Source organism: Nocardioides kongjuensis (assembly GCF_013409625.1).
Lineage (GTDB): Bacteria > Actinomycetota > Actinomycetes > Propionibacteriales > Nocardioidaceae > Nocardioides > Nocardioides kongjuensis.
In genome coordinates, this window is the sequence record NZ_JACCBF010000001.1 from 3009474 (window position 1) to 3025360 (window position 15887).

Below are 15887 nucleotides of genomic sequence, written 5' to 3' on the forward strand. Positions count from 1 at the left end.
GCGGATCGACCCACTTCTGCCGAGGGTTGCCCCTACGGTGACGCCGTGACGCGGTGGTGGGTGCTGGTGACGGTCCTGCTCGCGGTGCTGCTGGCGGTGCTGCTGACCGCGTGCGGTGCGACGACCGCCGCTCCCGCACCCGCGCCCCGCCCGACCTCGGTGCCGCCCGACGCCGCGGCGGCCCTGGCCGGCCTGACCGTGACCGACCGGCCGCGCCGGCCGACGGACTACGAGCGCGACGCCTTCGGCGCCCCGTGGGCCGACCTCGACCGCAACGGCTGCAACCAGCGCGACGACGTGCTGCTCCGCGACGCCGAGCCCGGCACGGTGCGCACGGCCCGGCAGGGCCGGTGCGACCACGACGTGCTGGCCGGGGCCTGGCGCGACCCCTACACCGGCAAGGAGCTGGTGTTCGACGACCTCAAGGACCTCGGTCAGGCCCAGGCGATCCAGATCGACCACGTGGTCCCGCTCGCCGAGGCCTGGGTGTCGGGCGCGGCGGGCTGGGACGACGAGCGGCGGGCGGCGTACGCCAACGACCTCGACGGGCTGCTCGCCGTCGACGGCCCCGCGAACGCGGCCAAGGGGGCCGACGACCCGGCTGCCTGGCGCCCGCGCAAGGACGTCCAGTGCGCCTACGCCCGGCGGTGGATCACGGTGAAGGCCCGGTGGGGCCTCACCGTCGACCCGAGCGAGGTGGCCGCGCTGGAGGACATGCTCGGCCGCTGCTGACCCGCCGGGTCAGATCACCAGGTTGAGGCCCAGCACGAAGACCAGGCCGCAGATCGACAGCAGGGTCTCCATCGCCGACCAGGTCTTCAGGGTCTGTCCGACGCTCATCCCGAAGTACTCCTTGACCAGCCAGAAGCCGGCGTCGTTGACGTGGGAGAAGAACACCGAGCCGGCGCCGATCGCGAGCACCATCAGCGAGACCTCGCCGCTGGACAGCTGCGCGGTCAGCGGGGCGAGCAGGCCGGACGCGGTCACCGTGGCGACGGTCGCGGAGCCGGTGGCGAGGCGGATGAGGACCGCGACGAACCAGGCGAGGACGAGCACCGAGATGTTCGAGTCGGCGACCCGCTCGGCGACGATCGTGCCGATCCCGGTGTCGACGAGCGACTGCTTGAAGCCACCGCCCGCGGCGACGATGAGCAGGATGCCGGCCACGCCGGGCAGGGAGGACTCGAGCGACTTCGAGACGCCGTCGCGGCCCATCCGGCCGCCGAGGGTGAACATCCCGACCACGACCGCGAGGGCGAGCGCGATGAGCGGGGTGCCCAGCACGTCGAGCGTACGGCGCAGCGGGTCGGTCGCGTCGTCGATGAAGATGTCGGCCAGCGCCTTGCCCATCATCAGCACGACGGGCAGCAGCACCGAGGCGATGGTGACGACGAAGGACGGCCGGGCGGCCGCGTTCTCGTCCGGCTGACCCTCGAAGCGGTGCGGGACAGGTACGTCGACGTAGCGGCCGACGAGCCCGAAGACCGGCCCGGCGATGATCACCGTCGGGATCGCGACCGCGACACCGAGCGCGAGGGTGGTGCCGAGGTCGGCGTGCAGGTAGTCGATGGCGGTGAGCGGGCCGGGGTGCGGCGGGACCAGTCCGTGCATCGCGGACAGTCCGGCGAGGGCGGGGATGCCGATGGTGACCAGGGACTGTCCGGAACGCCGCGCGACCAGGTAGATCACCGGCATCAGCAGCACCAGGCCGATCTCGAAGAACATCGGCAGGCCGATGATCGCGCCGACGACGGCCATCGCCCACGGCAGTGCCCGCGGCGAGGCGTGGCCGATGATCGTGTCGACGATCTGGTCGGCGCCGCCGCTGTCGGCGAGCAGCTTGCCGAACATGGCGCCGAGCGCGATCAGGATGCCGACACCGGCGGCCGTCGCGCCGAATCCCGTGGTGTAGCTGGCGATCGCGGTCTCGACGTCGACACCGGCGACCACTCCGACCGTCAGCGCGCCGCCGGTGAGGGCGAGGAAGGGGTGCACCTTCGCGGCGATGATCAGGACGACGATGACGCCGATGCCGAGCAGGGCGGCGAGGACCAGGCGGCCCTCGGTGGCGACCGGTTCGACGAGGTCGGTGCCGGCGGCGATGAGCGGGACGGACATGCGGGACTCCTCAGGCCTGGCTGTCGGACGAGCTGGCGGACGAGCCGTCTGACCGGCCGGACCGGACGACGTACTCGTGGACGATGGCGTCGACCGACTGGTCGACGTCGATGACGAGGCCGGCCTCGTCGGGACCCAGCGGCTCGAGCGTGTCGAACTGCGAGTCCAGCAACGAGGCCGGCATGAAGTGGCCAGGACGGCTGGCCTGGCGGCGCGCGATCACCTCGCGGCTGCCGTGCAGGTGGACGAACTGGACCCGCGACGCGTGCGCGCGCAGCCGGTCGCGGTAGGCCACCTTGAGCGCCGAGCAGCTGATCACGCCGCCCGGCTCGTCGTGCTCGTCGAGCCACCGGCCGATGGCCTCGAGCCACGGGATCCGGTCGTCGTCGTCGAGCGGGATGCCGGCGGTCATCTTGGCGATGTTGGCCGGCGGGTGGAAGTCGTCGGCGTCCGCGAACGGGACACCGAGCCGCTGCGCGATCGCCGCGCCCACGGTCGACTTGCCCGAGCCGGAGACCCCCATGACGACGAGGAGGGCGCTCGTCCTACCGTCGGTGCGGGTGCTGCTCATGGGAACCTCCAGGTGATGTGCTGGCCGTCACAGTCTGCATCCATTAATCTGCTTTTAACAAGATCGAAGCCGAAATAAATCTGATCTTTTCTGGAGGTGTGTCCGTGACCGCGTTGCACGACGACGTCCTCGACGCCCTCGGCCGCCGCATCGTCAGCGGCGACCTCCCGGCCGGCACGGTGCTGACGCTCGACGACATCGACACGCAGTACGACGTGAGCCGCTCGGTGTCGCGCGAGGCGGTCCGCGTACTGGCCTCGATGGGCATGGTCGCCTCGCGGCGCCGGGTCGGCCTGACCGTGCAGCCGCGCACCGGCTGGCAGGTCTTCGACCCGCGGCTGATCCGCTGGCGCCTCGACTCCGAGGACCGTGCCGCCCAGCTGCGCTCGCTCGGCGAGCTGCGCAGCGGGTTCGAGCCGGTCGCCGCCGCGCTGGCCGCCGTACGTGCGACGCCGGAGCAGTGCGGGGCCCTGACCACCGCGGTCGGCGACATGGTGGTGCACGGCCGGGCCGGCGACCTCGAGGCATTCCTGGCCGCGGACATCGTCTTCCACCGGGTGCTGCTGCAGGCCTCCGGCAACGAGATGCTGGCCGCGCTCGACGAGGTCGTCGCCGAGGTGCTGTCGGGGCGGACCCACCACCACCTGATGCCGAGCAAGCCCAAGGACGAGGCGATCGACCTCCACGTCGAGGTGGCTCGGGCGGTGCGGGCGGGCGACCCGGTCGCGGCCCGGGCGGCGATGGAGACGATCATCTCCGAGGCGACCGATGCGGTCGTGTCGGGCACGGCGTCCTCGACTATCCTCGGAGGCGATGGAGAACACGCCTGACCTCGCCGACCTGATCACCCAGCTCAAGGGCGAGGAGTACGACGTCTCCGAGCCGTTGCCCGGCGTCCTCCACGTCAAGGGCCGGTTCTCCAACCCGGAGCGGATCGCGCTGCGCGCCGCCGCCGATGCGGGCGACGTCCCGCTCGCCGTGTGGGCGACCAGCCACCACGACGACTGGGCCCTGGTGGCCTGGGACCGCCCGGAGCTGGTGACCATCACCCAGAAGGGCGCGACCCCCCAGCGCTGGCGGCACCGCCGCCCGCCGGCCACGCTGCGTCCCGACGCCCAGACCTTCCTCGAGGGCGCGTCGTCGCCGTTCGACATCGTCACCCGCCCCAAGCACCAGCCGACCGACGCCGCCCGCGAGGTGCTCGGTCGGTTCGGCATCACCGACCCGCCGCCGCCGGGGTGGGTCCCGCCCGTCGTCGAGGCACCGCCGGTCCCGACCGTGCGCGAGAGCCGGGTCCCGGCCGCGACCGAGAAGGCGGCCCGGGCCCCGCGCGCGACCAAGCCGAAGGCTCCTGCCAGGGCGACCAAGCCGGAGCCGGTGATCGCGGTGTGCCCGACGTGTTTCATGGCACTGCCGGCCACGGGCGTGTGCGACAACTGCGGCTGAGGTTTTCGGCGATGCTCTGACCATGAGCGACGCACCTGCTCCCGTCGGACTCCGCAAGCTGTCGAAGCTCGGCCTGGCGATCGCCGTCGTCGGCGCGCTGATCCAGCTGGTCCTCGGCGTCTACTACCTCGCCATGGCGCACTCCCCCGCGCCCAACGACCTGCCGGTGGGCATCGTCGGGACCGCCGAGCAGCGCGCCCAGCTCACCACCGCGCTCGAGGAGGGCGGCGACTTCAAGGTCGAGGCGTACGACGACGCGACCGCGCTCCAGCAGGCGATCCGCGAGCGCAAGGCGTACGGCGGCGTCGCGTTCGCCGGACAGCAGCCGACGCTGTACGTCGCCACGGCCGCCTCACCGTCGGTGGCCAACCTGTTCAAGGCGTCCTTCTCCACGGCCTACCAGGAGCAGGTGCAGGGCCAGGTCGACCAGCTGGTCGCCGCCGGCCAACCGGTGCCGGCGCAGACCGTGGCACTCCTGGCCTCGGCGCCCCCGGTGACGGACGTCGTACCGCTGCCGAAGCAGGACAGTGCCGGCAGCTCGCTCGGCTTCGTCATCCAGGCGCTGTGCCTCGGCGGCTCGATCGCCTCCCTCGCCCTCGGCCGGCTGCGCGGCCTCACCCAGCACTCGACCGCCCGCGGCCTGGGCCACGCTGCCCTGCTCGTCGTCTACGCCCTCGCCTCGGCCGGCGTGGCCCTGCTCGCCATGTCGCTCTTCGGTGTCGGCAAGGACGCCCACCACCTCACCCTGTTCGGGGGCCTCGCCCTCATCTCGCTCGCGGTCACGGCCTCGACCGCCGCGTTCGTGGCGCTCTTCGGCCCGGCCGGCTCGCTGGTCGGCGGCCTGTACTTCACGCTCGGCCTGATCATCTCCGGCTCCTCGATCGCACCCGAGATGCTGCCCCGCGCCGGCAACGCCATCGGCCAACTGCTCCCGCCGGGCGCCGGCGCGACCGTCGCGCGCGACGCGATGTACTTCCCCGACGCCTCGACCGTCCCGGCGTTCGTCGTGCTCGGCGTCTACGCCGGACTGGGCCTGCTCGTCATCCTGCTCACCAACACCGCGGCCAACCGGACCCGGTCGACACACCGCCTGGCGCGGGGCGAGGATTGATGCCGTGACCGAGCCCGGCGGACTCCCCGAGCGCAACGTGCTGGGCGAGCCGCTCCAGCCGTGCGGCACCGACCCGATGACCGGCTTCCTCCGCGACGGGAACTGCTCGTGCGGTCCCCAGGACGCCGGCGTGCACGCGGTGTGCGCGGTGATGACCGAGGAGTTCCTCGCCCACCAGCGGGCCGTCGGCAACGACCTGTCGACGCCCCGCCCCGAGTGGCAGTTCCCGGGCCTGCACCCGGGGGACCGGTGGTGCGTGGTGGCCGGCCGTTGGCTGCAGGCCTACGCCGACGGCGTGGCCGCACCGGTCGTGCTGGCCTCGACGAACGCCCGGGCGCTGCAGCTGATCCCGATCGAGGCGCTGCGCGAGCACGCGGTCGACGTACCCGACGACCTGAGCGGCCTGGACCAGGCCTGACCGGGCCTGACCGGGTCTAGCAGTCCCAGCTGCCCTCGAGCACCGCGCGGTGCGTGGGCAGCGCCTCGTCGTACAGCTTGTGGCCGGCCTCGGTGAGGCAGACGAAGACGCTGCGCCGGTCCTGCTCGCAGGCCGAGCGCTCGACGAGGCCGTCCTTCTCGAGGCGGGTGATGGCACGGGACAGCGCGCTCTGGCTGAGGTGGATGTCGCCGGCGAGGTCGGCCATGCGGTACTTGCCGCAGTTGGCGTCGACGACCCGGTCGAGGGTCTCGAACTCGCTCAGCCCGATGCCGTGCCGCTCCTGCAGCGCCTTCTCGAGCGCGCAGCTGACGGCGGCGTGCCGGTCCAGCAGCTGGCGCCACTCGGCGACCAGCGGACTCGCGACGGGGACCTTCGACACGCCTGCATCCTAGCCACCGGGTGAATTTCATGCAAACGCATTATTTGCGCTTGCATTGAATGCACATGCATGGAAGTGTTCCGTGCCATGTCCTCGACATCCCCCTCCCTCCACTCCCCTGCGACCAGCGCGATCCGCTGGTCCCGGCGCACCTGGGGCCTGCTCATCACCCTGTGCGTGGTCCTCTTCCTCGACGGCCTCGACGTCTCGATGATCGGCGTGGCCCTCCCCTCGATCGGTGCCGAGCTCGACCTGACCACCTCGTCGCTGCAGTGGCTGATCAGCGGCTACGTCCTCGGGTACGGCGGCCTGCTGCTCGTCGGCGGCCGCACCGCCGACCTGCTCGGCCGGCGCCGGGTGTTCCTGGTCGCCCTCGCCGTCTTCGCCGCCGCGTCGCTGCTCGGCGGACTCGTCAGCTCCGGCCCGCTGCTCATCGCGACCCGGTTCATCAAGGGCCTGGCCGCCGCGTTCACCGCGCCCACCGGCCTGTCCATCATCACGACCAACTTCGCCGAGGGCCCGGCCCGCAACAAGGCGCTGTCGATCTACACCGTCTTCGGCGCCGGCGGCTACTCCTCGGGCCTGCTCTTCGGCGGCCTGATGACCGGCGTCGGCTGGCGCTGGACCTTCCTGCTGCCCGTGCCGATCGCCCTGCTGGCACTGGCCGCCGCCTGGGTCCTGGTGCCCCGTGACGAGGCGGTCGAGGAGGGCGGGCACGACCTGCTCGGCGCCCTCACCTCCGGTGCCGCGATGCTGCTGCTCGTCTACACCGTGGTCTCCGCCCCCGAGGCCGGCTGGGCCTCGGCCCGCACCGTGCTCTCCTTCGTCGGCGTGGCCGCGCTGTTCGCCGCCTTCTTGACGATCGAGCGCCGGATCGCCCACCCGCTGGTGCGGCTGGGCATCCTGCGCAAGGCGACCCTGGTCCGCGCCAGCCTGGCGATCGTGGCGGTCGGCGGCTCGTACTTCAGCTGGCAGTTCATCGTCACGCTGTTCCTGCAGGACGGCCTCGGCTGGTCACCGCTCGAGCTGGCGCTCGCACTGCTGCCGATCGGCCTGATGGTCACCTTGTCGGCGGTCTTCTCCGACAAGCTGGTCGACCGCTTCGGGACCGGGCCGATCATCGCGGTGACCATGGCCGTGATGGCGGTGGGCTACGTGCTCTTCACGATCGGGCTCGACAGCACACCGTCCTACCTCGGCATGCTGCTGCCCACGCTGATCCTGATCGGCATCGGCTGGGTGGGCTTCCCCGCGATCAACATCCAGGCCACGAGCGGGATCGACGACGACGAGCAGGGCCTCGCCGCCGGCGTGCTGCAGACCTCGATGCAGGTCGGCGCGGCCATCGTCCTCGCCGTCACGACCGCGATCATCGCCTCGAACGCCGGTGCCGCGACGTCGCCGGCGGCGGTGCTCGACGGGTTCCGGCCGGGGCTGGTGTTCGCCACCGCGGTCAGTGCCGCGGGCGCGCTGGTCGCGATCGGCGGACTGGTCCTCGACCGGCGCGCTGCCGGTCGGTCGGCGGGCGACGAGCCGGCGACCGAGGTCGAGACGGAGCTCGCGGGCGCGGCCTGACCGGCCCGACCCCGGCGTCAGATCGTCGCGCGGACCGCGGCGCCGTCGACCGTCGCCGCGAGCTCGGCGATCGTCCTGCCGGACAACGAGGTCCGCCAGGCCTGCTCCGCCTCAGCCATGACCTGGGCGACCCCGCAGGCCTGGCGGCACTCCTCGGGCGGCGCCGCGAGATCACCCTGCTGCCGGATCTCGGTGCAGCGGAAGGCCGGCTCGGGGCCGTCGATGGCGCGGACCACGTCGAGCACCGTGATGCCGGCCGGGTCGCGGGTGAGCGCGTAGCCACCGTCGCGCCCCTCGCTCGGCTGCACGATGCCCGCCCGCGCGAGCGCCTGGAGGTGCTTGGCCAGGTAGGTCTTCGACACCCCGTGCAGCTCGGCGAGCCGGGCGCCGGGCACCGGTCGCTCGGCCAGGCTCAGCACCACGCAGCAGTGGATCGCCCACTCCACACCGGCCGACAGCTTCACGCGCCCACCCTAGTGTCGGCGCCGGCTCCGGCCCTCAGCCGCGTGCCGCCAGCCACTCGTCGTAGGTCGTGGGCGCGATCCAGGCGTTCGCGCCGGGTGTCGGCGTCAGGGCCTCGTCGTCGAGGATCGCGCCGAAGTAGCCGGCGGTCGCGTCCGAGGTGACGGTACGACGGTCACCCGTCGCCGCGAACCACCGGCGGACCAGCTCGTCGATGCCCAGCGGCTCGGGGCCGGCGATCTCGACGGTGCCCTTGACCGGCTCGGCGGTCACGATCCCGGCCAGGTGCTCGACGACGTCGGCCGACGCGATCGGCTGGAGGTGGGCGGGCGTGGCCCGGACGGTGTCGCCGACGGTGCCGGCGTCGGCGATGCCGGGGACGAACTCGAAGAACTGCGTGGAGCGGACGATCGTGAACGGCACCGCCCCGTCGACGACCCCCTGCTCCTGGGCGAGCTTGGCGCGCATGTAGCCGGCATCGGTGAGCCGGTCGGCGCCGACGATGGACAAGATCACGTGGTGCCCGACGCCGGCCTCGGCCCCGGCCCCGACCAGGTTGCGGGTCGAGTCCCGGAAGAACGCGAGAACGTCGTCGTCGGCCCACGACGGCGAGTTGGTCAGGTCGACCACGACGTCGGCACCGTCGACGGCGGCCGCGACACCCTCCCCCGTGGTGGTGTCGATCCCGGCCTCGCGACCGAGCGCGACGACGTCGTGCCCCTGCTCGTGCAGCCGGTCACGCAGCTGACCACCGATCAGCCCGGCTCCGAAGATGACGATCCTCATGGCGTTCCTCCAAACGTGGATAGTGTTTGCCCGAGATTACTCGGACAAACACTATCCACGTCAAGACCTGCGCTCAGCCGACACCCGCCTGCGCCTCGGCGGTGACGGTGACGCCCGCGGCGAACTCGATGACCTGCTCGTCGCTGAGGCCGAGCGACTTCCACGCCTGGACGACGACACGGTGCTCGCCGTCGTCGTAGGTCAGGACCTGGGTGCCGCCCTCGACGGTCCGCAGCCAGCCGTCGTGCTCGCCGACCTTCACCGGGGCGCCCTCGGGCTCGCCGGTGACCGACTGCGACTCGAGCATCACGACGAGCTTGTCCTCGAAGACGTCGAGGCCGCTGTGGTCCTCGGCGCGGGCGACGTTGAGGTTGTAGGCCGTCGCGCCCTCGAGCACGAAGCCCGCAGGCACCTTGGCGACGACGAACCCGGGCTGCTGCTCGCCGGTGTAGGCGACGAGCTGCACGCCGCCCGGAGCGGGGCCGTCCGTGGTCGTGCCGGTGCTCGGGGCAGCGATCGAGGGCGCCGGAGCGGGCGTGCGGTCGGCACTGACGGCGATCGCCGTGCCCACGCCGGCCACGGCGGCCAGGGTGAGCCCGGCCGTGCCGACCCGCAGCGCGCGGCGCCGGGAGGCACCGCGGCCGCGGGCCAGGTCGCGGCGCACGGTCTCGTCGGTGGGGGCGGGCGCGTCGCCGCCGAGGCGGTGCAGCCGGGCGGTGACGTCGGACAGGTCGGTCATGACGGTTCTCCTTCGTAGGGGGCAGCCGGGATCGGCTCGGCCTGCGGGAGGAGCTCCCGCAGCCTGGCGAGACCGCGAGCCGTCTGGCTCTTGACCGTGCCCGGGCTGCACCCGAGCGCGTCGGCGGCGTCCTCGACGCTGAGGTCGGCGACGTGGCGCAGCACGACGGCCGCCCGCATCCGCTCCGGCAGCGCCCTGAGCGCCGCGAGCAGCTCGGCGTCGACCGCCCCCTCGCCCAGTGCGCCGTGCTCCGTCGCGGCAGCCCGGTCCGGGACCGTGTCGGTCACCGTCTCCCGGGCCACCGACGGACGGCGGCGGTGGTCGATGAAGGCGTTGACGAGTGCCCGCCTGGCGTACGCGTCGACACCGCCGCGGCGGGTGGCGCGCCCCCAGGCGAGGTAGAGCCGCACCAGCACGCCCTGGACCAGGTCCTCGGCGAGGTGGTGGTCACCGGCGCTCAGCACCACGGCGGTGCCGAGCAGGTGCGAGCGGCGGCGTCGTACGAAATCCTCGAACTCGGCGTCGCGGGCCTTCGGTCTCATGCTCCCTACACGTGCGGCGGATGCTGCGGGGTTGCATCCACCGTAGGTCCGTCGGCGCGGGTGGGCGTCAGCCGTAGTGGCAGACGTACCCGAGCGTCTCGGTGACCTCGATGTCGAACGACGAGTCACCGGGCACGCTGAAGGACTCGCCCGCGGCGTAGTCCTGCCACTCCTCGGAGCCGGCCAGCCGGATCCGGCACGCGCCGGCGTTGAGCTCCATGACCTCGGGCGCGGCGGTCCCGAAGGTGAGGCTCGCCGGGAAGATCACGCCGGCGGACTTGCGGGTGCCGTCGGCCAGGTAGAAGGTGTGGCTGACGCAGGCGCCGTCGAAGTAGACGTTGGCCTGGGGGTCGAGGGTGACGTTCTCGTACGTCGGGTGCTCACTGGTCACAGGCGCGAGCGTAGTGGTGCTCAGTCGTGCCCGACGTTCCAGTCCTTCGCGATGACCACGTCGTCCTCCAGCGTGATCAGCACCCACGGCCACAGCGCCATCTGGTCGAACTGGCAGGTGGTGATGTCGCCGTCGGTCGTGCAGCTCCCCTCGAGGCCGAGCACGGCGACCATCTGGGCGCGGGTCATCCCGATCTGGACCGCGTCGAACTCGGCCCGCGACACCGTGGTCTGGGGCGTCTTCTGCTCGACGACCAGCACGTGGCGGCGTACGACGCGCGAGCGGCCGCAGGTCACGGTGGTCCGCGACCGGTAGGTGCCGGGCGGCACCCGCAGCAACGGGCGGCCCGGGACGGAGTCGTAGCGGCGCACCCAGCGCCGACCGGTCTCGACGCGGGTGACCCGCCAGCGCACGTGCGGCTCGACGCCCGGGTTGGCGCAGGCCACGTCGGAGCCGGTGAGCCCGCCCTTCTTCCCGGTCGGGGCGTCGAGCACCTTCGGCGCCGGGACGTGGACGCGGCCCGCCGACGCGGCGGCCACAGCGGGCGCGAGGAGGGCGAGGCAGGCGAGGGCGAGCAGGAGGTGCCGGGTCCGAGAGTGCACCGGCTCAGTGTGCCAGCGCGCGCACGCGTTCGAGCGTGCTCTCCTGCGTGCTCGCGATGTGACGGGCCATCAGGTCCCGGGCCCGCTCGGCGTCCTGATCGCGCAGCGCGACGACGAGGTCGACGTGCTCGTCGTGCAGGCCGTGGGCGTCGACGTCCTGGCCGATCCGGAACAGCTGGAGCGCGCGGCCGTAGATCGAGCGGAAGATCGAGCCGAGCAGCGGGTTGCCGGCGGCGTCGACGACGGCCTGGTGGAAGTCCATGTTGAGGCGGGCGGCGAGCTTGCCGTCGCCGGCGGCGGTCGCCGCCTGGGCCTGCTCCATCAGGCGGTCGAAGCGGGCCAGGTCGCCCTCGGTACGACGTGCCGCGGCCGCGCCCGCCGCCATCGACTCGAGCCCGATCCGCACCTCGAACAGGTTGAGCGCCGACTCCGGGTCGAGCGGTGCGACCTGGGCGCCGCGGCGGGGCACGATCGTGACCATCCCCTCGGCGGCGAGCTGCTGGATCGCCTCGCGCACGACGATCCGGGAGACGTCGAGGGCATCGGCGAGGTCGCGCTCGACCAGGCGTTCCTCCGGAGCGAGGTCGCGCTCGACGATCCGGTCGCGCAGCTCGTCGGTGACGACGTCGCGCAGCGAGCGGTGTCGGGAGCCGAGGGTGTCGGCGGCCGGTGCAGTACTCATCATCACTCCTGTCGAACCTTCTCCACAGTCTCGGATCCCAGACAGAACCTACGCGGACGGCATTCCGGGGACCCACCCCCCTGGGTCAGTGTGGTGCTCGACACATCGTACGGCCTACCATCGTTGGTATACCTCATACCATCACCCAAGGAGCACCATGACCGACCTCCTCGTCCGCCGGGCCCGGCTCCCCGGCCACGCCGACCTCCAGGACGTCGTGGTGCGCGACGGGCGGATCGCCGTCGTCGCCACCTCGGGCACCCACCTGCCCGAGCCCGCCGCCGGGAGCGACGAGGTGGTCGACGTCGAGGGCCAGCTGGTGCTCCCCGGCCTGATCGACGCCCACTGCCACGTCGACAAGACGCTGTGGAGCGGCCCCTGGGTCCCGCACAGCGCCGGCCCGCGCCTGGTGGACCGGATCGCGAACGAGCGCACGCGTCGTACCGACCTCGGGCTGCCCTCACCGGAGTACGCCGCCGCGCTGCTGCGCCACATGGCCACCCTCGGCACCACCCGCGTGCGCACCCACACCGACGTCGACCCCGGTCTCGGCGTGGCCGGCATCGAGTCCGTCGCCAAGGCCGCCGCGGCGGTCGAGGGCCTCATCGACGTCGAGCAGGTCGCCTTCCCGCAGGACGGTGTGATCCGCCGTCCCGGCACCGTCGAGCTGCTGGAGGCCGCGCTCGACGCGGGCGCCACCACGCTCGGCGGCATCGACCCGGCCGGTGTCGACGACGACCCGCTGGGCCAGCTCGACGCGCTCTTCGAGATCGCCGCGCGCCGCGGCGCCTCGATCGATATCCACCTGCACGACACCGGCAGCCTCGGCGCCTGGCAGTTCGGCCTGGTCGCCCAGCGCACGGTCGCCCACGGCCTGCAGGGCAAGGTCGCCCTCAGCCACGCCGACGCGATCGGCACCGTCCCCGACACCGAGCGACTGCGCCTGATCGACCTGCTCGCCGAGTCCGGCGTCGCACTGGTCACCGCCGCGGTGTACGACGTACCGGTCCCCTCGGTCCTCGAGCTCGCCGAGCGTGGCGTCACCCTCGCCGCCGGCAGCGACGGCATCCGTGACCTGTGGGGTCCCTACGGCAACGGCGACATGATCGAGCGGGCGATGCACATCGCCTACCGCAACGGCGTGCGCCGCGACGAGGACATCGAGCTCGCCCTCGACTGCGCGACCCACGGCGCCGCGCGCCTCCTCGGCCTCGAGTCCTACGGCCTGGTCCCCGGCGCCCCGGCCGACCTCGTCGTCGTCCCCTCCCGCACGCCGGCCGAGGCCGTCGTGTCCCGCCCCACCCGATCCCTCGTCATCAAGAACGGCCGGGTCGTCGCCCGCGACGGCCAGCTCGTGGCGGTCTGAGCACCTCAGCAGCACCTCACCCTCACCGCACCACCCTCACCACTGGAGAACCACCATGAAGAACCTCGTCACCGGCGCGGCCGCTGCCGCCGTCCTCGCCGTCGGCCTCAGCGCGTGCACGAACGCCTCCACCGACACCGGCTCGAAGAGCAAGGTCGACCTCCCCGACGCCTCGGAGAAGGTCGCCGTCGAGACCGACGACGCCGCCGCGGCCCTCGTGCCCGCCGACATCGCGAGCAAGGGCACGATCTCGGTCGCGATGGACGCGTCGTACCCGCCGTTCCAGATGTTCGCCGAGGACAACAAGACGATCATCGGCTTCGACGCCGAGTTCGCGACCGCCGTGGGCGAGCGGCTCGGCCTGGAGGTCGAGCTGGTCAACGCCGGCTTCGACTCGATCCTGCCGGGCCTGGCCGCCGGTCGCTACGACATGGCCGAGTCCAGCTTCTCGGTGACCCCGGAGCGGCAGCAGACCGTCGACTTCGTCGACTACCTCCAGGGCGGCGCGGGCATCGCGGTCGCGCCGGGCAACCCGAAGAACCTGTCGATGGACCCGCTCGTCCTGTGCGGCCACAAGATCGCCGCCCAGAAGGGCACCACGCAGGCGATCGAGCAGCTGCCCGACATCGCGAAGATGTGCACCGACGCCGGCAAGCCCGCCGTCGAGCCCGAGCTCTTCCCCTCGCAGAACGACGCGATCCTCGCCCTCAACAGCGGCCGGGTCGACGGCATGATGGCCGACAGCACGGCCGTCTCCTACCAGGGCGCCCTGTCCGGCGGGAAGTTCGAGCTCGCCCCCGGCGACATCTACGAGGCCCGTCCGACCGGCATCGCGCTGCCCAAGGGATCGCCCCTGAAGGAGGCCGTCAGCGCCGCCGTGAAGTCGCTGTACGACGACGGCACGGTCAACAAGCTCGCCGCCAAGTGGGACATCCCGGACTCCAACCTCTCCCCCACCCCCGGGGCCTGAGATGACCACGCTGTCCGTGCCTCCGGCCACGGAGGAGTACGTCGAGCTCACGACGGTCCCGCGCCGCCACCCGCTGCGCTGGGTCAGTGCGATCGTGCTGGTCGGCCTGGGCGCCTACCTGCTGGCCGACGTGTTCACCAACCCGCGCTTCGGGTGGGACGTCGTCAGCCTCTACCTGCGTGACGTCTCGATCTTCCACGGCCTGGTGACGACGCTCGTCCTCACCGTGGTCTGCATGGCGATCGGCATCGCGCTGGCCGTCCTGCTCGCGGTGATGCGGCTCAGCCCCAACCCGGTGGTGCGGACGTTCGCCTTCGGCTACGTCTCGTTCTTCCGGGGCACCCCGGTGCTGGTGCAGCTGCTGTTCTGGTTCAACCTGGCGGCGTTGTACCCGGTCCTCACCTTCGGGATCCCCGGCGTCCACCTCGACGCGAACACCCTGATCACGCCGTTCATCGCGGCCGTGCTGGGGCTCGGGCTGAACGAGGCGGCGTACATGTCGGAGATCGTGCGCGCCGGCATCCTGTCGGTCGACCACGGCCAGAACGAGGCGGCCTCCGCCCTCGGCCTGACCCGGGGCCAGACCCTGCGCCGGATCGTGCTCCCCCAAGCGATGCGCGTGATCGTGCCGCCGACGGGCAACGAGGTGATCGGCATGCTGAAGACCACCTCCCTGGTGTCGGTCCTCGCCGTGCACGAGCTGCTGTTCTCGGCGCAGATCATCTACGCGAAGAACTTCGAGACCATCCCGCTGCTCATCGTCGCGAGCATCTGGTACATCGCGGTCACCACGGTCCTCGGCATCGGCCAGTACTACCTGGAGCGACGCTACGCCCGGGGCAACCGCAACCTGCCGCCCACCCCGCTGCAGCAGCTGAGGAAGTTCTTCCGCACGCACGCACCCCTCGAGAGGAGCGCACGATGACCGCGACCGCAGTCGGTACCCCGAAGGTCCGGGCGCGGGGCGTCCGCAAGTCGTACGGCAACCTCGAGGTGCTCAAGGGCATCGACCTCACCGTCGAGCAGGGCGAGGTGCTCTGCCTGATCGGGCCGTCGGGCTCGGGGAAGTCGACCTTCCTGCGGTGCGTCAACCACCTCGAGGCGATCGACGCCGGCCGGCTCTGGGTCGGCGACACCACCGTCGGCTACGAGCAGCGCGGCACCAAGCTGTACGAGCTCACCGACAAGGAGATCTGCCGGCAGCGCACCGAGGTCGGCATGGTGTTCCAGCACTTCAACCTGTTCCCGCACATGACGGTGCTGGACAACCTGATGGAGGCACCGCTGCGGGTGCTCAGGCATCCGAAGCGGGAGGTCCGCGAGCGGGCCCTCGAGCTGCTCGAGCAGGTCGGCCTCGCCGAGAAGGCGATGTCGTACCCGCGCAGCCTGTCCGGAGGCCAGCAGCAGCGGGTCGCCATCGCGCGGGCACTGTGCATGCAGCCGGGCCTGATGCTGTTCGACGAGCCCACCTCCGCGCTCGATCCCGAGCTCGTCGGCGACGTGCTCGCGGTCATGCGGAACCTCGCGCATACCGGCATGACGATGATCGTGGTCACCCACGAGATCGGCTTCGCCCGCGACGTCGCGGACCGGGTGGCCTTCTTCGACGGCGGGCAGATCGTCGAGGTCGGCCCGGCCGCCCAGGTGATCACCGACCCGCAGCACCCGCGCACCAAGGAGTTCCTCGCCGCCGTGCGCTGAGCTCTCC

At 72.1% G+C, this 15887-nt stretch carries 20 protein-coding genes; 10 read left to right on the top strand and 10 right to left on the bottom strand.

The window, feature by feature from the left end; all coding sequences use genetic code 11:
- Positions 1–45 precede the first annotated feature (45 nt).
- Positions 46–732, top strand: a complete 687-nt coding sequence (locus tag BJ958_RS29070; protein ID WP_179727451.1) for a GmrSD restriction endonuclease domain-containing protein — start codon at positions 46–48, stop codon at positions 730–732.
- 9 nt (positions 733–741) lie between these two features.
- On the opposite strand, the gene BJ958_RS14420 is transcribed toward BJ958_RS29070, so the two are convergent.
- Positions 742–2118 carry a GntP family permease gene (locus BJ958_RS14420; protein ID WP_179727452.1) on the bottom strand — a complete coding sequence of 459 codons (1377 nt, stop codon included), beginning with the start codon at positions 2116–2118 and terminating at the stop codon, positions 742–744.
- 10 nt (positions 2119–2128) lie between these two features.
- Entirely contained in the window at positions 2129–2689 is a 561-nt protein-coding gene (locus tag BJ958_RS14425; RefSeq protein ID WP_246319051.1) for a gluconokinase, read from the bottom strand.
- 104 nt (positions 2690–2793) lie between these two features.
- Here BJ958_RS14425 and BJ958_RS14430 point away from each other — a divergent pair, with 104 nt between their 5' ends.
- From BJ958_RS14430 to BJ958_RS14445, 4 genes are read left to right on the top strand one after another with little or no spacing between them, the layout of a single operon-like run.
- On the top strand, positions 2794–3519 hold the full coding sequence (locus BJ958_RS14430) for an FCD domain-containing protein (protein ID WP_273520954.1): 726 nt from the start codon (positions 2794–2796) through the stop codon (positions 3517–3519).
- The gene (locus BJ958_RS14435; RefSeq protein ID WP_179727453.1) at positions 3503–4135 is read left to right on the top strand and encodes a hypothetical protein; all 633 of its coding nucleotides are present in this window, start codon (positions 3503–3505) and stop codon (positions 4133–4135) included. The genes BJ958_RS14430 and BJ958_RS14435 overlap by 17 nt, the downstream gene beginning before the upstream one ends.
- Before the next feature lie 22 nt (positions 4136–4157).
- On the top strand, positions 4158–5246 hold the full coding sequence (locus tag BJ958_RS14440) for an ABC transporter permease (protein ID WP_179727454.1): 1089 nt from the start codon (positions 4158–4160) through the stop codon (positions 5244–5246).
- A gap of 4 nt (positions 5247–5250) precedes the next feature.
- Positions 5251–5664 (top strand): DUF2237 family protein, encoded by a 414-nt coding sequence (locus BJ958_RS14445; protein WP_179727455.1) that lies wholly within the window; start codon positions 5251–5253, stop codon positions 5662–5664.
- A gap of 16 nt (positions 5665–5680) precedes the next feature.
- On the opposite strand, the gene BJ958_RS27905 is transcribed toward BJ958_RS14445, so the two are convergent.
- The gene (locus BJ958_RS27905) at positions 5681–6064 is read right to left on the bottom strand and encodes a MarR family transcriptional regulator (protein WP_179727456.1); all 384 of its coding nucleotides are present in this window, start codon (positions 6062–6064) and stop codon (positions 5681–5683) included.
- Positions 6065–6151: 87 nt separating this feature from the next.
- On the opposite strand from BJ958_RS27905, the gene BJ958_RS14455 reads away from it, so the two are divergent.
- Positions 6152–7639, top strand: a complete 1488-nt coding sequence (locus BJ958_RS14455; protein ID WP_179727457.1) for an MFS transporter — start codon at positions 6152–6154, stop codon at positions 7637–7639.
- Between the two features lie 17 nt (positions 7640–7656).
- Here BJ958_RS14455 and BJ958_RS14460 read toward each other — a convergent pair whose 3' ends face one another.
- The 7 genes from BJ958_RS14460 to BJ958_RS14490 form a co-directional block, all read right to left on the bottom strand.
- Positions 7657–8103, bottom strand: a complete 447-nt coding sequence (locus BJ958_RS14460) for an Rrf2 family transcriptional regulator (RefSeq protein ID WP_179727458.1) — start codon at positions 8101–8103, stop codon at positions 7657–7659.
- A 34-nt stretch (positions 8104–8137) separates the two neighbouring features.
- Positions 8138–8887, bottom strand: coding sequence for an SDR family oxidoreductase (locus tag BJ958_RS14465; protein WP_179727459.1), 750 nt, complete (start codon positions 8885–8887; stop codon positions 8138–8140).
- A gap of 73 nt (positions 8888–8960) precedes the next feature.
- A complete protein-coding gene (locus BJ958_RS14470) occupies positions 8961–9626 on the bottom strand; it encodes a hypothetical protein (protein WP_179727460.1) in 666 nt (221 codons plus the stop codon).
- Complete coding sequence (locus BJ958_RS14475; protein WP_179727461.1) at positions 9623–10168, bottom strand: SigE family RNA polymerase sigma factor; 546 nt, start codon at positions 10166–10168, stop codon at positions 9623–9625. The genes BJ958_RS14470 and BJ958_RS14475 overlap by 4 nt, the downstream gene beginning before the upstream one ends.
- A 67-nt stretch (positions 10169–10235) precedes the next feature.
- Complete coding sequence (ppnP, locus tag BJ958_RS14480) at positions 10236–10559, bottom strand: pyrimidine/purine nucleoside phosphorylase (RefSeq protein ID WP_179727462.1); 324 nt, start codon at positions 10557–10559, stop codon at positions 10236–10238.
- A 20-nt stretch (positions 10560–10579) separates the two neighbouring features.
- Complete coding sequence (locus BJ958_RS14485; protein WP_179727463.1) at positions 10580–11161, bottom strand: hypothetical protein; 582 nt, start codon at positions 11159–11161, stop codon at positions 10580–10582.
- A gap of 4 nt (positions 11162–11165) precedes the next feature.
- Positions 11166–11843: a GntR family transcriptional regulator gene (locus BJ958_RS14490; protein ID WP_179727465.1), complete on the bottom strand. Its 678-nt coding sequence runs from the start codon at positions 11841–11843 to the stop codon at positions 11166–11168.
- A gap of 157 nt (positions 11844–12000) precedes the next feature.
- Here BJ958_RS14490 and BJ958_RS14495 point away from each other — a divergent pair, with 157 nt between their 5' ends.
- Genes BJ958_RS14495 through BJ958_RS14510 form a run of 4 tightly spaced genes read left to right on the top strand, consistent with a single transcriptional unit; the run spans position 12001 to position 15880 of the window.
- A complete protein-coding gene (locus BJ958_RS14495; RefSeq protein WP_179727467.1) occupies positions 12001–13209 on the top strand; it encodes an amidohydrolase in 1209 nt (402 codons plus the stop codon).
- Between the two features lie 55 nt (positions 13210–13264).
- On the top strand, positions 13265–14179 hold the full coding sequence (locus BJ958_RS14500; protein ID WP_179727469.1) for an ABC transporter substrate-binding protein: 915 nt from the start codon (positions 13265–13267) through the stop codon (positions 14177–14179).
- 1 nt (position 14180) lies between these two features.
- Positions 14181–15104, top strand: coding sequence for an amino acid ABC transporter permease (locus BJ958_RS14505; protein WP_179727470.1), 924 nt, complete (start codon positions 14181–14183; stop codon positions 15102–15104).
- Positions 15101–15880 carry an amino acid ABC transporter ATP-binding protein gene (locus tag BJ958_RS14510; RefSeq protein WP_179727472.1) on the top strand — a complete coding sequence of 260 codons (780 nt, stop codon included), beginning with the start codon at positions 15101–15103 and terminating at the stop codon, positions 15878–15880. Before BJ958_RS14505 ends, BJ958_RS14510 begins: the two co-directional genes overlap by 4 nt.
- Positions 15881–15887: the final 7 nt, after the last annotated feature.

Excerpts from the sequence above, each read along its gene's own strand:
- BJ958_RS14465 (WP_179727459.1), bottom strand. The coding sequence starts at position 8,887 with ATGAGGATCGTCATCTTCGGAGCCGGGCTGATCGGTGGTCAGCTGCGT.
- BJ958_RS14505 (WP_179727470.1), top strand. The coding sequence starts at position 14,181 with ATGACCACGCTGTCCGTGCCTCCGGCCACGGAGGAGTACGTCGAGCTC.
- BJ958_RS14420 (WP_179727452.1), bottom strand. The coding sequence starts at position 2,118 with ATGTCCGTCCCGCTCATCGCCGCCGGCACCGACCTCGTCGAACCGGTC.
- BJ958_RS14440 (WP_179727454.1), top strand. The coding sequence starts at position 4,158 with ATGAGCGACGCACCTGCTCCCGTCGGACTCCGCAAGCTGTCGAAGCTC.
- BJ958_RS14475 (WP_179727461.1), bottom strand. The coding sequence starts at position 10,168 with ATGAGACCGAAGGCCCGCGACGCCGAGTTCGAGGATTTCGTACGACGC.
- BJ958_RS14435 (WP_179727453.1), top strand. The coding sequence starts at position 3,503 with ATGGAGAACACGCCTGACCTCGCCGACCTGATCACCCAGCTCAAGGGC.
- BJ958_RS14425 (WP_246319051.1), bottom strand. The coding sequence starts at position 2,689 with ATGAGCAGCACCCGCACCGACGGTAGGACGAGCGCCCTCCTCGTCGTC.
- BJ958_RS14490 (WP_179727465.1), bottom strand. The coding sequence starts at position 11,843 with ATGAGTACTGCACCGGCCGCCGACACCCTCGGCTCCCGACACCGCTCG.
- BJ958_RS14500 (WP_179727469.1), top strand. The coding sequence starts at position 13,265 with ATGAAGAACCTCGTCACCGGCGCGGCCGCTGCCGCCGTCCTCGCCGTC.
- BJ958_RS14495 (WP_179727467.1), top strand. The coding sequence starts at position 12,001 with ATGACCGACCTCCTCGTCCGCCGGGCCCGGCTCCCCGGCCACGCCGAC.
- BJ958_RS14455 (WP_179727457.1), top strand. The coding sequence starts at position 6,152 with ATGTCCTCGACATCCCCCTCCCTCCACTCCCCTGCGACCAGCGCGATC.
- BJ958_RS14510 (WP_179727472.1), top strand. The coding sequence starts at position 15,101 with ATGACCGCGACCGCAGTCGGTACCCCGAAGGTCCGGGCGCGGGGCGTC.
- BJ958_RS14470 (WP_179727460.1), bottom strand. The coding sequence starts at position 9,626 with ATGACCGACCTGTCCGACGTCACCGCCCGGCTGCACCGCCTCGGCGGC.